Origin of the sequence: Micromonospora sp. MP36 (assembly GCF_008119785.1) — a bacterium.
In the GTDB taxonomy this organism is placed as follows: domain Bacteria; phylum Actinomycetota; class Actinomycetes; order Mycobacteriales; family Micromonosporaceae; genus Micromonospora.
Window position 1 is genome coordinate 23,210 of record NZ_VSFA01000011.1, and the last position, 14,873, is coordinate 38,082.

Annotated in this window: 11 protein-coding genes; 8 read left to right on the plus strand and 3 right to left on the minus strand. The window is 73.5% G+C overall.

The annotated features are described in order from the left end of the window. Positions 1-21: 21 nt before the first annotated feature. On the plus strand, positions 22-2,862 hold the full coding sequence (gene leuS / locus FXF52_RS12185; protein WP_148796540.1) for a leucine--tRNA ligase: 2,841 nt from the start codon (positions 22-24) through the stop codon (positions 2,860-2,862). 120 nt (positions 2,863-2,982) lie between these two features. On the opposite strand, the gene FXF52_RS12190 is transcribed toward leuS, so the two are convergent. Genes FXF52_RS12190 through FXF52_RS12200 form a run of 3 tightly spaced genes read right to left on the minus strand, consistent with a single transcriptional unit; the run spans position 2,983 to position 5,652 of the window. Then, positions 2,983-3,699, minus strand: coding sequence for a TVP38/TMEM64 family protein (locus tag FXF52_RS12190; RefSeq protein ID WP_148796542.1), 717 nt, complete (start codon positions 3,697-3,699; stop codon positions 2,983-2,985). Further along, the gene (locus FXF52_RS12195; protein ID WP_148796544.1) at positions 3,696-4,415 is read right to left on the minus strand and encodes a type 1 glutamine amidotransferase; all 720 of its coding nucleotides are present in this window, start codon (positions 4,413-4,415) and stop codon (positions 3,696-3,698) included. The genes FXF52_RS12190 and FXF52_RS12195 overlap by 4 nt, the downstream gene beginning before the upstream one ends. Next, on the minus strand, positions 4,405-5,652 hold the full coding sequence (locus tag FXF52_RS12200; RefSeq protein ID WP_148796702.1) for a MurT ligase domain-containing protein: 1,248 nt from the start codon (positions 5,650-5,652) through the stop codon (positions 4,405-4,407). Before FXF52_RS12200 ends, FXF52_RS12195 begins: the two co-directional genes overlap by 11 nt. Before the next feature lie 355 nt (positions 5,653-6,007). Here FXF52_RS12200 and mraZ point away from each other — a divergent pair, with 355 nt between their 5' ends. From mraZ to mraY, 7 genes are all read left to right on the plus strand, one after another. After that, positions 6,008-6,439, plus strand: a complete 432-nt coding sequence (gene mraZ / locus FXF52_RS12205; protein WP_148796546.1) for a division/cell wall cluster transcriptional repressor MraZ — start codon at positions 6,008-6,010, stop codon at positions 6,437-6,439. Positions 6,440-6,643: 204 nt separating this feature from the next. After that, complete coding sequence (gene rsmH / locus FXF52_RS12210) at positions 6,644-7,753, plus strand: 16S rRNA (cytosine(1402)-N(4))-methyltransferase RsmH (protein WP_148796704.1); 1,110 nt, start codon at positions 6,644-6,646, stop codon at positions 7,751-7,753. Continuing rightward, positions 7,750-8,343, plus strand: a complete 594-nt coding sequence (locus FXF52_RS12215; RefSeq protein WP_148796548.1) for a hypothetical protein — start codon at positions 7,750-7,752, stop codon at positions 8,341-8,343. Before rsmH ends, FXF52_RS12215 begins: the two co-directional genes overlap by 4 nt. A 3-nt stretch (positions 8,344-8,346) precedes the next feature. Next, complete coding sequence (locus FXF52_RS12220) at positions 8,347-10,572, plus strand: penicillin-binding protein 2 (protein WP_148796550.1); 2,226 nt, start codon at positions 8,347-8,349, stop codon at positions 10,570-10,572. Between the two features lie 52 nt (positions 10,573-10,624). Continuing rightward, positions 10,625-12,187: a UDP-N-acetylmuramoyl-L-alanyl-D-glutamate--2,6-diaminopimelate ligase gene (locus tag FXF52_RS12225; protein ID WP_187413463.1), complete on the plus strand. Its 1,563-nt coding sequence runs from the start codon at positions 10,625-10,627 to the stop codon at positions 12,185-12,187. Then, the gene (murF, locus tag FXF52_RS12230; RefSeq protein ID WP_148796555.1) at positions 12,184-13,581 is read left to right on the plus strand and encodes a UDP-N-acetylmuramoyl-tripeptide--D-alanyl-D-alanine ligase; all 1,398 of its coding nucleotides are present in this window, start codon (positions 12,184-12,186) and stop codon (positions 13,579-13,581) included. The genes FXF52_RS12225 and murF overlap by 4 nt, the downstream gene beginning before the upstream one ends. After that, positions 13,578-14,702: a phospho-N-acetylmuramoyl-pentapeptide-transferase gene (gene mraY, locus FXF52_RS12235; RefSeq protein WP_148796557.1), complete on the plus strand. Its 1,125-nt coding sequence runs from the start codon at positions 13,578-13,580 to the stop codon at positions 14,700-14,702. The genes murF and mraY overlap by 4 nt, the downstream gene beginning before the upstream one ends. Positions 14,703-14,873 lie beyond the last annotated feature (171 nt).

Here is a 14,873-nt window from a genome sequence, read left to right on the forward strand (position 1 = left end):
GACCCGCGCCGAGGAGACGCCATGAGTGAGGCAGCCGCACCGGCGATCGACATCCCCCCGTTCCGGTACACCGCGGCCCTGGCCGAGGAGATCGAGCACCGCTGGCAGGACACCTGGGAGCGGGAGGGCACCTTCCACGCGCCGAACCCGACCGGGCCGCTGGCCGACCCCGACCACCCGCGGGCGGGCGCGGAGAAGCTGTACGTGCTGGACATGTTCCCCTACCCGTCGGGCGCCGGCCTGCACGTCGGCCACCCGCTGGGCTACATCGGCACCGACTGCTTCGCCCGCTACCAGCGGATGGCCGGGCGCAACGTGCTGCACGCCATGGGCTTCGACGCGTTCGGCCTGCCCGCCGAGCAGTACGCGGTGCAGACCGGCACCCACCCGCGGACCACCACCGTGGCGAACATCGAGCGGTACAAGGCGCAGCTGCGCCGGCTGGGGCTGGCCCACGACGAGCGGCGCTCGGTGGCCACCATCGACACCGACTTCTACCGCTGGACCCAGTGGATCTTCCTGCAGATCTTCAACTCCTGGTACGACCCGCAGGCGCGCAAGGCCCGCCCGATCGCCGAGCTGATCGCCGAGTTCGAGGGGGGCAACCGGCCCACCCCGGACGGCCGGTCGTGGGCCGAGCTGACCGTGGCCGAGCGGCGGAAGATCGTCGACGACCACCGGCTGGCGTACGTCTCGGAGGCGCCGGTCAACTGGTGCCCGGGGCTGGGCACCGTGCTGGCCAACGAGGAGGTCACCGCCGACGGCCGCTCCGAGCGGGGCAACTTCCCGGTCTTCAAGCGGAACCTGAAGCAGTGGATGATGCGGATCACCGCGTACGGCGACCGGCTGCTGGACGACCTGGACAAGCTGGACTGGCCGGAGCCGATCAAGCTGATGCAGCGCAACTGGATCGGCCGCTCGCAGGGCGCACACATCGACTTCCCCGCCGGCCGGGAGTCCATCCGGGTGTTCACGACCCGGCCGGACACCGTCTTCGGGGCCACCTACCTGGTGCTGGCACCCGAGCACGAGCTGGTCGACGGGCTGGTGCCGGCGACCTGGCCGGAGGGGACGAAGGAGGCCTGGACCGGCGGGCACGCCAGCCCGCGGGCGGCCGTCGAGGCGTACCGGAAGGCCGCCGCGGCGAAGACGGACGTGGAGCGGCAGGCGGAGACCCGGGAGAAGACCGGCGTCTTCGTCGGCGAGTACGCGATCAACCCGGTGAACGGGGCACGTGTCCCGATCTTCATCGCCGACTACGTGCTGGCCGGCTACGGCACCGGCGCGATCATGGCGGTGCCCGCCCAGGACGAGCGGGACTGGGACTTCGCCGAGGTGTTCGACCTGCCGATCGTGCGTACCGTGCAGCCGCCGGAGGGCTTCGCCGGCAAGGCGTACACCGGGGACGGCCCGGCGATCAACAGCGCCGCGCCCGACCGCGGCCTGGACCTGAACGGCCTGGGGGTGGCCGACGCCAAGGCCCGGATCATCGAGTGGCTGGAGGCGAACGGACACGGCACCGGCGCGGTGACCTGGCGGCTGCGGGACTGGCTGTTCAGCCGGCAGCGCTACTGGGGCGAGCCGTTCCCGATCGTGTACGACGAGACCGGCACGCCGATCGCGCTGCCCGAGTCGATGCTGCCGGTCGAGCTGCCCGAGGTGGACGACTTCTCCCCGCGGACCTACGACCCGGAGGACGCCGACAGCGACCCGGAGACCCCGCTGTCCCGGCGCCGGGACTGGGTGGAGGTGGAGCTGGACCTGGGTGACGGGCCGAAGCGCTACACCCGGGAGACCAACGTGATGCCGCAGTGGGCCGGCTCCTGCTGGTACGAGCTGCGCTACCTGGACCCGACCGACGGCGAGCGCTTCGTCGACCCGGAGAACGAGCGGTACTGGATGGGGCCGCGCGGCGCGGGCGACTGCGGCGGCACCGACCTGTACGTCGGCGGTGCCGAGCACGCCGTGCTGCACCTGCTGTACGCCCGGTTCTGGCACAAGGTCCTGTACGACCTGGGCCATGTCTCCAGCTTCGAGCCGTTCCGGAAGCTGTTCAACCAGGGCTACATCCAGGCATACGCCTACACCGACGCCCGCGGCGCGTACGTGCCCGCCGCCGACGTGGTGGACCGCGACGGCGGCTTCTACCTGGGCGACGTCCAGGTCAAGCGCGAGTACGGCAAGATGGGCAAGTCGCTGAAGAACGTGGTCACCCCGGACGAGATGTGCGCCGCGTACGGCGCGGACACCTTCCGGGTCTACGAGATGTCAATGGGCCCGCTGGAGGTGTCCCGGCCCTGGGAGACCCGGGCGGTGGTCGGCTCGTACCGGTTCCTGCAGCGGGTCTGGCGGGCGATCGTGGACGAGCAGACCGGCGAGGTGCGGGTCACCGACGCGCCGGCTGACGAGGAGACCCGCCGACTGCTGCACCGGGTCGTCGACGGTGTCCGCGGCGACATGGAGGGGATGCGGTTCAACACCGCGATCGCCAAGCTGATCGAGCTGACCAACGGGCTGACCCGGCTGTCCGCCACGCCTCGCGAGGTGGCCGAGCCGCTGGCGCTGATGCTGGCGCCGTTCGCCCCGCACGTCGCCGAGGAGCTGTGGCAGCGGCTGGGCCACGACACCTCCCTGGCGTACGCGGACTTCCCGACCGCCGACCCGGCGCTGCTGGTCGCCGAGACGGTGACCTACCCGGTGCAGGTCAACGGCAAGGTGCGGGGCCGGATCGAGGTCCCCGCCGACGCGTCCGAGGACGACGTCCGGGCGGCCGCGCTGGAGGCGGTGGCCGGTTCGCTGGCCGGCAAGGAACCCCGCAAGGTCATCGTGGTCAAGGGCCGGATGGTCTCCGTCGTCGCCTGACCCGCGCCGGGGCGCCCGCCCGGCGCGCAGCTTCCCGGAAAGCGTGGCCATCCCGCTGCGGATGGCCACTCTTTCCGGGAACGAGTGCGGATCGTGGCCGGTCAGCGGGCACGACCCGGCTCAGCTTGGGGCCACGCGGCGCCGCCGCTCGGCGCGCCACCAGCGGTGGACGATCACCACGGTGGCGATCAGCCCCAGGCCGGACGGGGCGGCGGCGTACCAGTTGACGGCGCCGGGGGAGCTGACCGCCGCGCCGAGCACCGCGTACCCGACGGCGGTCGGGGCGGCGGCGATCACGCTGCCCGCCAGGAACGGCAGCACCCGGGCACCGGTGGTGCCGTAGCCGTAGCTGACCAGCCCGAAGCCGGCGATCGGCAGCAGCCGGACGGTGATCACCCCGAGCACGCTCTGCCGGGCGAACCAGCCGTCCAGCCGGGCCAGCCGGCCCCGGACCCGCTCGGCCACGAACTCCCGGCCGAGCAGGCGGCCGACCGCGAAGCCGATCGCCGCCCCCAGCAGCGCCGCCCCGAGGGCGTACGCGGCACCCGCCACCGGGCCGAAGATCGCGCCCGCGGCGAGCGTCACGAAGGTACGCGGGACCAGCGCCACCAGCAGCAGCGCGCCACCCAGGACCGCCGCCACCGGGGCGTACCCGCCGAGGGAGTCGGCGAGCCGGGGCAGCTGGGCCGGGGCGGGCCGGGGCACCAGCAGCAGCGCCACGCCGAACCCGGCGAGCAGCAGGAGCAGCAGCCCGAACCGGCGCGTGGAGGGCTGCCGGAGCAACCGCGCCGACCGCGCGGACAGCCGCCGGAGCAGCCGCCGGGCGGCGGGGATCATGCCCGGGCGGCGGCGACCGCGGCGCGGCGCTCGGACCGGAGCCGCTCGGCCCAGGTGTCGTCCAGCGCGGGGAGCTGGTGGGCGCCGGTCGCCCAGCGCAGCAGCAGGTCGGCCAGGGCCGGGTTGCGGGCCAGGGCCGGGCCGTGCGAGTAGGTGCCGAGCAGCTTGCCCCGCCAGGCGCCCTCGGTCATCCCGTCGTTGCCGATTCCGGCGGTCACCCGGGCCAGCGGCGACACCCCGGGACCCAGATGGGTGCGCCCGCCGTGGTTCTCGAAGCCGGTCAGGTACGGGATGCCCAGTCGCGCGTCGACCTCGCCGGCCAGCTCGCCGACCGCCCGGGTGGGCCCCCGGTCGGAGGCGATGTCCAGCAGCTCCAGGCCGGCGTACTGGGCGCCCTTGGCGTAGAAGGAGGTGCCCAGGAGCTGGTAGCCGGCGCAGACGCCGAACACCACCGAGCCCTGCGCCACCGCCCGGTGCAGGCCGCCGTCGGCGATCAGCCGCTGGGCGCCCAGCGCCTGCGGGCCGTCCTCGCCGCCGCCGATCAGGTAGATGTCGGCGGTGGCGGGCAGCCTCTGGTCGGAGCGCACCTCCAGCACCTCGACCGGCATGCCGCGCAGCTGGGCCCGGCGGGCCAGGATCAGCGCGTTGCCCCGGTCTCCATAGGTGGAGAGCAGGTCGGGGTAGATCCAGACGATGCGCAGGCTCTCAGTTGACACGGTCCAGCTCCGCTCGGATGTCCTGGAAGGCGGTGTAGTTGGCGATGACCTCCAGCCGGCCTGGCGGCACCGACCGGACCGCCTCGTCGAAGCTGCGCACGTGCTGGAACGGCACGCCGTTGACGTCGAGCCGGACGGCGAGGTCGTACGCCCGGTCGCCGGTGATCAGCACCTGCCGGCCGCGCAGCGGGGCGAAGTCGACGTCGAAGAGCCAGGAGGTGTCCAGCCCGTCGGGGTCGCGCGCGTTGATGGAGAGCAGGGTCGGCGCCTCGTCGGCCATGTCGAACGCCTCCAGCCAACTGGCCGGGTTCTTCGCCAGCAGCAGCCGGATGTTGCGCCCGTCCCGGTCGACCTGGGCGTAGCGGCCGGCCACCGAGGTGACCGAGCCGAGCCGGGAGACCGCGTCCACCGGTCGTACGCCGAACTCGGCGGCGACCGCCAGGGCGGTGGCCGCGTTGCCCAGGTTGACCTTGCCGGGGAGCTGGAGCTGGATCTTGTGCCAGGCGCCGGTGGGGTCGAGCACCCCGTCGTCCTCGACGGTCCACTGCGGCTCGGGCCGGCGCAGCGGGCAGCCGGTGCACCACCACTGCTCACCTGAGCGCTGGATGGTGGCGCCGCACTCGGGGCAGACCCACGAGTCGTCGTGCCAGCGCTGGCCGGCGCTGAACCAGGTGACCTTGGGCGGGATGTGGCCCTGGGCCGGGTCGGCCGGCGGGGTGGCGGCCCAGACCACCATCGGGTCGTCGGCGTTGGCGACCACCCGGACGTCGGGGTGCCGGACCAGCGCGGCGCGCCAGAGCTGCGCCATCATGGCGACCTCCTTGGCCCGGTCGAGCTGGTCGCGGGAGAGGTTCAGCAGGGCCACCACGTGCGGCTCGGTGGCCTCCAGCACCTGGGCGAGGTAGTGCTCGTCGACCTCGAGCACCGCGTACGGGGTGCTGCCGGCCTTGGCCAGCGCCGAGGTGTGGCCGGTGGGCATGTTCGCGCCGAAGGAGTTGGTGGCGACCCGGCCGAGCACGCCGACGGCGGCGGTGGTGAGCCGGGTGGTGGTGGTCTTGCCGTTGGTGCCGGACACGAGCGCGATGGCGCGACCCGCCGACAGGTGCGCGAGCAGGTCAGGGTCGATCTTGAGGCCGATCCAGCCGCCGATCACCGAGCCGTCGCCGCGACCCGCGGCCCGCGACAGTGCCGCGGCGGTCCGCGACACGGAGCTGGCCACCTTCGCCCGCAGGGGCATCTTCGCGTCCGTCACCCGAGCGAGGTTACCGGACCCCGGGGCCCGCCAGATCGCCGCCGACCGCGATCCGTTCGGCCGGGGACGTCCGGCGGACGGCCAGCGGACGCTCGGCCGGATGGAGTCGATCAATGTCGGGTAGCGGACCCGCGCCCGGGGCCGCTCCCGCCCTCCACTCTGCCCCACCCCGTTTGACGTGCTCTTTTGCGCGTGGGCGCGACGCGCCACGCGGGCGATTCTGGTTGCAGGTGGAGGGAAGTGGAGTAGAGTGGGGCGCGATGGTGAGGCCGGGAGGGCCACACCGGCCCGGGGGGTCAGCGGCGCCGCGAACGCCGCTCAGGGCGAGGGGGTTGGGCCGATGTTCCTCGGCACCCACACCCCGCGCCTGGACGACAAAGGCCGGTTGATCCTGCCGGCGAAGTTCCGGGATGAGCTGGCGGGGGGTGTCGTGATCACCAAAGGGCAGGAGCGCTGCCTCTACGTCTTCCCGATGCCCGAGTTCCAGCGGATCGCCGATCAGTTGCGCGCGCAGCCGATGACCAGCAAGACGGCCCGGGCCTACAGCCGGGTCTTCTTCGCCAGCGCGCACGACGAGGTGCCGGACAAGCAGGGACGGGTCACCATCCCCGGGCATCTGCGCTCGTACGCGGCCCTCGACCGGGATCTGGTCGTGATCGGCGCGAGCACCCGGGTGGAGATCTGGGACAAGGCGGCCTGGGAGGCCTACCTCGCGGAGAGCGAAGACGACTTCGCCGACATCGAGGAGGGGGTGCTGCCCGGCGGTCTGTAGGGCGTGACGGCGCCCGACGTACTGCGAGATCTCCAGCCGCTTTCGAGTTCCTGGCACCCCTTCCCCGGTGCCAGGCGCACGATCCGTACCGGGGGACCACGGCCTCCGGCGGGCGAGAGCGGATGGGGATCTGGCGGTATGACGAGGCGTCGTGGCGACGACGGACGCGAGACGGACGGAAGGTTTCAACCAGTGGGGGTCGACATGGGGGAGCTACGCGGCACGCACGTGCCGGTGCTGCTCGAGCGGTGTCTCGAGTTGCTGGCCCCCGCGCTCGGGCGGACCGGCCGCACCGTGCACGTCGACGCCACGCTGGGGTTGGCCGGGCACGCCGAGGCGGTGCTGGCGGCGCACCCGAACACGGTGCTGATCGGCCTGGACCGGGACACCGAGGCCCTCGCCCACGCGCGGGTCCGGCTGGCCCGGTTCGCCGACCGGATCCACCTCGAACACGCCGTCTACGACGAGCTGCCCGAGGTGCTCGACCGGCTCGGCTACCCGGCGATCGACGGGGTCCTGTTCGATCTCGGCGTCTCGTCCCTGCAACTCGACGCGCCCGACCGCGGGTTCGCGTACGCGCAGGACGCGCCGCTGGACATGCGGATGGACCAGACCCGGGGGATGACCGCCGAGGAGGTGGTCAACACCTACGCCCATCCGGAGCTGGCCCGGGTGCTGCGGGTGTACGGCGAGGAGAAGTTCGCCGGGAAGATCGCCTCGGCGATCATCCGGGAGCGCGAGCGCGCCCCGATCACCTCTTCGGCGCGACTGGCCGAACTGGTCCGGGAGAGCATTCCGGCACCAGCCCGACGAACCGGGGGACACCCGGCAAAGAGAACGTTTCAGGCTTTACGCATCGAGGTAAACCGAGAACTGGCAGCGCTGGAATCGGCGCTGCCGGCCGCGCTCGACAAGCTCGCCGTGGGCGGCCGCATGGTGGTCCTGTCCTACCACTCGCTGGAGGACCGGCTCACCAAGCAGGCGCTCGCCGACCGGGTCCGCAGCAAGGGCCCGATCGACCTCCCGGTCGAACTGCCCGGATCGGGCCCGACGTTCCGGCTGCTCAGCCGGGGCGCCGAGCTCCCCGGGGAGGCGGAGGTCGCCGCGAACCCGCGCGCCGCCTCGGTGCGGCTGCGGGCAGCGGAGCGGCTCGACCCGGAGGCGGCCCGGCAGGGGCGTACCGACCGCGAACGGTACCGCCGCCGGGTGAAGGCGATGCACCAACCGGGGACGGGGTCACCAGGGTCCGCAACGGACCCGCGGTCGACCCCGAGGGACGGGAACGGGACGGACGAAGAGGGGGAGGGGACATGAACGTCAACACGCGCGACGGCCGGGACGCCGTCGGGCAGCGCGCACCGCGGTCGGGGGGCCGGATCGCGGCGCAGCGCACCACGCGGACCGCGACGGCGGAGGCCGACCGGCGCGACCGCCGGGAGGCGACCCGCGCCCGGGGGACGCGCGAGTTCCCCACCGACGGCGCCGCCGCGCTGCGGCCGGCCGAGCGGACCCGGAACACCGGTGCGGCGTCGCCGCGGCTGCGGGTCGCCCCGCCGCCGCCGGTGTCCGTGCCGCGGGCGCCGTTCGTCGGGCTGATCCTGGTGCTGGTGGTCGGTGGCGTGCTGGGCATCCTGGCGGTCAACACCAAGATCAACGAGAACGCGTTCAAGCTGGAGAAGCTCCAGCAGGAGCAGGCCAAGCTCGACGTCAACCAGGAGCAGCTGGAGAAGGAGATCGCCGACCAGGAGGCTCCCGGCAACCTCACCGCCAACGCGCGCAAGCTCGGCCTGGTCGAGTCCGGCGACCCGGCGTACATCCGGCTGCCCGACGGGAAGATGATCGGCGTGCCGCACCCGGCGCAGGGCGCGCCCGCCATCACCAGCCAGCAGGGCAACGGGGGCTGAGCAGTGTCGCCGAGATCGGAGGAACCGCGCCGGGACGCCACAGGCTCCCGGCGCGGCTCGTCCCGGGGCGGCCGGGGCGCCGACCCCCGCTCCGGGGAGCCGGGCGTCGGCGGGATCTCCGACGCCCGGGCGTACACGCCCCGGGGGCGGACCATCCGGGAGGGCGGCGGCGCCGCCCGCGCCGGCGGGGGCGCCGAGCAGCGGCGTACCCCGCGCAGCAGCCGCTCCGGTGACCCGTTCCGGCCGGCGCTGCAGGTGCTCGACGGCGGCCGCACCGGGGCGACCCGTGCCGGCCGCCGGCCGACCGCCGCGGGCGGCCGGGCCGGCGTGGTGCGGACCGTGTCCGCCCGTCCGGTCCGGGAGCCCTTCGACGACGACGAGCTACCGGCGCCGCGGCGCCGCCGGACGACCCCGCGCCGCCCGGCCCGGCCGGCCACCGCCCGCCGGCCGGCCCGCAAGCCGCGCCGGCCGCCGAAGCTGGCCGACCCGCGCCGCCGGCTGCGGCTCGGCACGCTGCTCGCCCTCGCGCTCTTCGCCACCATCGGCGTCCGGCTGGTCTTCCTGCAGACCGTGGACACCCCGGCGTACGCCGACGGCGGGCTCGCCAACCGGCTCGCCGTGGTCGAGCTGCCGGCCCCGCGCGGGGCCATCTACGACCGGACCGGCGCGCCGCTGGCGCACAGCATCGAGGCGCGCTACGTCTACGCGGACCCGACCAAGGTCAAGGACCCGGTGGCCACCGCGAAGCTGCTCTCCCCGCTGCTCGGGGTGTCGGCCTCCGAACTGGCCGAGAAGATGAAGGAGCGCATCCTCCCCGGCACCACCACCAAGTCCCAGTTCGAGTACCTGGCCCGCGGGGTCAAGATCGACAAGGCCAAGCAGATCATGGCGCTGGACCTGGCCGGCATCGGCGTGCACCGGGACGAGCGGCGCGAGGTGCCCGGCGGCGACCTGGCCGCCAACCTGATCGGCTTCGTCAGCCAGGACATGGTCGGGCTGGAGGGACTGGAGGCCAAGTACGACGACCTCCTGGAGGGCCAGCCCGGCAAGAAGACGTACGAGGTGGGGCAGGGCGACCTGGCCGCGCCCATCCCGGGCGGCTACAGCCAGACCACCCCGGCCGAGCCCGGCGGTTCGCTGACCCTCACCATCGACCGGGACCTGCAGTTCCAGGCCCAGCGGATCCTGTCCACCCAGATGGCCCAGACGCGGGGCAGCGTCGGCGCGGCGGTGATCATCGACGTCCGCACCGGCGAGGTGCTGGCCCAGGCGAGCTACCCCGGCTACAACGCGGCCGACCCGACGAAGGTCAACTCCCCGGCGGACCGGGAGGACGTCGCCACCAGCTTCGTGGTCGACCCGGGTTCGATCCACAAGGCGATCACCTACGGTGCCGCCCTCCAGGAGGGCGTGATCGCGCCGGACACCGCGTTCCCGGTGGCCAACGCGATCACCAGGGGCGGCGTCACCTACCGGGACACCCACCCGGCGAACGGGCGGCGGATGAGCATCCCCGGGATGTTGGCGTTCTCGTCCAATGTCGGGACGATCGAGATCGCCGACAAGCTGGGCAAGGACCGGCTCATCGACTACCAGAAGCGCTTCGGGCTGGGCCGGGCCACCGGCGAGGGGCTGCCGGGGGAGGCGTCCGGGCGGCTGCTCCCCGCCGACCAGTGGAGCGGGTCGGCGTACGGGTCGGTGCCGATCGGGCACAGCGTGGACGCCACCCCGTTGCAGATGGCCGCCGCGTACGCCGCGATCGCCAACGACGGGACCTACGTCCAGCCGCACCTGGTCAAGGAGGTGATCGGCCCGGACGGGAAGCGGACGCCGGGGCCGAAACCGATCACCCGCCCGGTGCTCAGCCCACGCAACGCCGCCGACCTGCGCACCATGCTGGAGGCGGTCACCACGGTCGACGGCCCCGACGGGCGGGCCACCGGCCTGGCCGCCGCCGTCCCCGGCTACCGGGTGGCCGGCAAGACCGGCACCGGCCTGCGCTACGTCGACGGCAAGCAGCAGCCCGGCGAGGTCGGCTCGTTCATCGGGATGGCCCCCGCCGAGAAGCCGCAGTATGTGGTGGCGGTCTTCGTCTGGAGCCCGGGCGGGGAGGGTGGCGCGGTGGCCGCGCCGGCCTTCCGGGAGATGATGGGCTTCACTCTCCGGCACTACCGGGTGCCGCCCTCGCTGACCAACAAGTCCCCCAAGTTCGAGGTCTTTCCACGCTGAGCGGGCACCGGCAGACATCATCGGTGGGTGGCGACGAACCACCGGGGCGGCTGTGCGGTCGGGACCGGACGACCGGGTAGGGTCTGACGCCGTGCCCGGCAATCCACGTCCCCGTACCGTGAATCCCGTCCGGCTCGGCGACCTCGCCGCCCGGGTGGCCGCTCTGGCGCCCGAGCCGGCCGCCGACGTGGCCGTCACCGGGGTGACCCACGCCAGCCAGGAGGTCCGCCCCGGCGACCTGTACGCGGCCCTGCCCGGCGCCCGCCGGCACGGCGGGGAGTTCGCCGCCGCCGCGGCCGAGGCCGGCGCGGTGGCCGTGCTGACCGACCCGGCCGGCGTCGAGCTGGCCGCCGGCGCGGGCCTGCCCACGCTGGTGGTGGACGATCCCCGGGCGGCGCTCGGCGAGGTCGCCGCCACGGTCTACGGCGATCCGACCGCCGGGCTGACCGTGATCGGGGTGACCGGCACCGCCGGCAAGACCTCCACCAGCTACCTGATCGAGTCCGGGCTGCGCGCCGCCGGGCACACCACCGGCCTGATCGGCACGGTGGAGACCCGGCTCGGCGACCTGGTGATCGACAGCGTCCGGACCACCCCGGAGGCGACCGACCTGCACGCCATGCTCGCCGTGGCCCGGGAGCGGGGGGTCGACGCGGTGGTCATGGAGGTGTCCAGCCACGCCCTGGCCATGGGGCGGGTCGGCGGGGTCCGGTTCACCGTCGGCGGCTACACCAACTTCGGCTCCGACCACCTGGACTTCCACGCCGACGAGGCGGACTACTTCGCCGCCAAGGCGAAGCTCTTCGACGGGCGCTGCCAGGTGGAGGTGCTCAACCACGACGACCCGGCGCTGCGCCCGTTGGTCAAGCCGGCGACCGTGACCTACTCGGCGGCCGGCGACCCGACCGCCACCTGGTGGGCCGACGGCGTCGACGGCGAGGGGTACGCCCAGCGCTTCACCGTGCACGGCCCGGACGGGCTGACCCTGCCGACCGGCGTGTCACTGCCCGGGCGGCACAACGTGGCCAACGCCCTGCTCGCCATCGCCATCCTGGTGGCCGCCGGCGTCGACCCGGCCACCGCGGCCCGCGGGGTGGCCGCCTGCGGCGGGGTGCCCGGGCGGCTGGAGCTGGTCAGCGGCGACGCCCCGGTGCTCGGGGTGGTCGACTACGCGCACAAGGCCAACGCCATCGAGGCGGTGCTGACCGCCCTGCGGGACCTGACCACCGGCCGGCTGATCTGCGTCCTGGGTGCCGGCGGCGACCGGGACCGGGGCAAGCGGCCGGTGATGGGGGCGGTCGCGGCGACCGGAGCCGACGTGGTGCTGGTGACCGACGACAACCCGCGCACCGAGGAGCCGGCCGCGATCCGGGCCGAGGTGCTCGCCGGGGCGTACGCGGCGAACACCGGCGCGCGGATCATCGAGGCGCCCGGCCGGCGGGCCGCGATCGAGGAGGCGGTCCGGTTGGCCGAACCGGGTGACATCGTGGCCCTGCTCGGCAAGGGCCAGGAACGCGGCCAGGAGATCAACGGCGAGGTGCTGCCGTTCGACGATCGGGTGGAGCTGGCGGAGGCGCTGCGCGTCCGCTTCGGTGACCGGGTGGGGCGGCCATGATCCCGCTGACCCTGGCCGAGGTCGCCGCGGCCGTCGACGGCCGGCTGGTGGCCGCCGACCCGGACGCCCGGGTCACCGGCACGGTGGAGTTCGACTCCCGCAAGATCGGCCCCGGCGGGCTCTTCGTCGCCTTCCCCGGCGAGAAGGTGGACGGGCACGACTACGCGGCGGCCGCGGTCGACTCCGGCGCGGTGGGCGTGCTCGGCACCCGCGAGGTGCCCGGCGTGCCGATGGTGCTGGTCGCCGACGCGCTCGACGCGATGGGGCGGCTGGCCCGCGCGGTGGTCGACCGGCTGCCCGAGCTGACCGTGATCGGGCTGACCGGCTCCTCTGGCAAGACCACCACCAAGGACCTGATCGCCCAGCTCGCCGTGCGGCTCGGCCCGACCGTGGCGCCGCCCGGCTCGTTCAACAACGAGCTGGGGCACCCGTACACCGCGTTGCAGGCTGGCCCGGAGACCCGATATCTGGTCATGGAGAAGGGTGCCCGCGGGGTGGGGCACGTGCGCTACCTGTGCGAGGTGGTGCCGCCCCGCATCTCGGTGGTGCTCAACGTCGGGGTCGCGCACATCGGCGAGTTCGGCTCGGTGGAGACCATCGCTCTGGCCAAGGGGGAGCTGGTCGAGGCGCTGCCCGCCGACGGGCTGGCCGTGCTGAACGCCGACGACCCGCTGGTCGACGCGATGGCGTCGCGTACCGGGGCGCGGGTGGTCCGGTACGGCGAGTCGGAGCGGGCCGACGTGCGGGCGGTGGACGTGACGCTGGACGGGCGGGGACGGCCGTCGTACACGCTGGTGACCCCGGAGGGGAGCGTGCCGGTGCGGCTGGGGCTGACCGGCCGGCACCAGGTCTCCAACTCGCTGGCCGCCGCGGCGGTCGCCCGCGAGCTGGGGATGCCGCTGGCCGAGCTGGCCGCCGCCCTGGGGGAACTGGGCCTGGTCTCCACCCGCCGGATGGACGTCTTCGAGCGTCCCGACGGGGTCACGGTGATCGACGACTCGTACAACGCCAACCCGGCCTCGATGGGCGTCGCGCTCCGGGCGCTGGCGAGCATGCGGGGGGAAGGGCGTACCCTCGCCGTGCTCGGCTACATGGCCGAGTTGGGCGACTTCGAACGGGAGGGACATCAGCAGGTCGGCCGGCTGGCGGCCGAGCTGGGCGTCGATCGGCTGCTCGTGGTGGGCGAGCCGGCGGCGCCGATCCACGAGGGCGCGACAGCGGTAGGCAACTGGGGAGGAGAGTCGGTGCTGCTCACCGATCAGGCGGCGGCCGTCGAGGTGCTGCGGAGCGAGCTACGTCCGGGTGACGTGGTCATGGTGAAGGGCTCCCGGTACCGCACCTGGGAGGTGGCCGACGCGCTGCGCGCGGACGCCACCGAGGGGGCTGCTTCATGAGGGCGGTGATCGTCGCCATCGGGGTCGCCTTCATCATTTCGCTCTTCGGCACCCCGATCGCGATCAAGGTGTTCACCCGGCTCAAGGCCGGCCAGCCGATCCGGGCCGAGGGCCCGGCCATGCACCAGGGCAAGAAGGGCACGCCGACGATGGGCGGCGTGGTCTTCATCCTGGCCACGGTGATCGCGTACGTCGCCGGCCACCTGGCCCTGACCACCCTGCCGGACGCCCAGATCGCCCAGGTCGAGCCGACCATCACCGCGCTGGTGCTGCTGGGGCTGATGGTGTTCTCCGGCGCGGTCGGCTTCATTGACGACTTTCTGAAGGTGCGCAAGCGGCACAGCGGCGGCCTCAACAAGCGGGGCAAGTTGGCCGGCCAGATCCTGGTCGGGGCGATCTTCGGCGTGGTCGCGCTCTACTTCCCGAGCACCATGTACGACGTCACCGGCAAGCGGACCAACGCCGAGACGGTGGGCAGCACCACGCTGAGCTTCATCCGGGACATCCCGGCGCTGGAGATCGGCAAGGTCGCCTCGGTGATCGTGATCGTCCTGGTGGTGATGGCCGCGACCAACGGCGTGAACCTCACCGACGGCCTCGACGGCCTGGCCACCGGCGCCTCGGTGATGGTGCTCGCCGCGTACGGGCTGATCGCGTTCTGGCAGTACCGGCACTGGTGCGCCGACCCGAACTACACCGAGGCGTACTGCTACACCGTCCGGGACCCGCTGGAGATCGCCCTGATCGCCGGGGCGGCGGCCGGCGCCTGTGTGGGCTTCCTGTGGTGGAACACCTCGCCGGCCCGGATCTTCATGGGCGACACCGGGGCGCTCGGCCTGGGCGGTCTGATCGCCGGCATGGCGATGTCCACCCGGACCATCCTGCTGCTGCCGATCGTCGGCGCGCTCTTCGTGATCATCACGATGTCCGTGGTGATCCAGATCATCTCGTTCCGGACCACCGGCAAGCGGGTGTTCCGGATGTCGCCGCTGCAGCACCACTTCGAGTTGGCCGGCTGGAGCGAGGTCAACATCGTGGTCCGGTTCTGGATCATCGCCGGCATCGGCGTGGCCATCGCGCTGGGCCTGTTCTACAGCGAGTTCCTCGCCGCGGTCAGCTGAGCGCAGCCGTGTAGGGCCCCGGCCGACGGCTGGGGCCCTCCCTCTTCCCGACCCCGACACGCCGACCGGGCGGTTGCGCCACGGGCGGGCGGGTCGAGCCGCGATGATGGGCGGGTGGGGGAGGGACGAGACACCGAGGGCACCACCAGCACGCAGACCAGACGGGCGCCG

Excerpts from the sequence above, each read along its gene's own strand:
- leuS (WP_148796540.1), top strand. The coding sequence starts at position 22 with ATGAGTGAGGCAGCCGCACCGGCGATCGACATCCCCCCGTTCCGGTAC.
- FXF52_RS12215 (WP_148796548.1), top strand. The coding sequence starts at position 7,750 with ATGAACGTCAACACGCGCGACGGCCGGGACGCCGTCGGGCAGCGCGCA.
- mraY (WP_148796557.1), top strand. The coding sequence starts at position 13,578 with ATGAGGGCGGTGATCGTCGCCATCGGGGTCGCCTTCATCATTTCGCTC.
- murF (WP_148796555.1), top strand. The coding sequence starts at position 12,184 with ATGATCCCGCTGACCCTGGCCGAGGTCGCCGCGGCCGTCGACGGCCGG.
- FXF52_RS12200 (WP_148796702.1), bottom strand. The coding sequence starts at position 5,652 with ATGCCCCTGCGGGCGAAGGTGGCCAGCTCCGTGTCGCGGACCGCCGCG.
- rsmH (WP_148796704.1), top strand. The coding sequence starts at position 6,644 with ATGGGGGAGCTACGCGGCACGCACGTGCCGGTGCTGCTCGAGCGGTGT.
- FXF52_RS12190 (WP_148796542.1), bottom strand. The coding sequence starts at position 3,699 with ATGATCCCCGCCGCCCGGCGGCTGCTCCGGCGGCTGTCCGCGCGGTCG.
- mraZ (WP_148796546.1), top strand. The coding sequence starts at position 6,008 with ATGTTCCTCGGCACCCACACCCCGCGCCTGGACGACAAAGGCCGGTTG.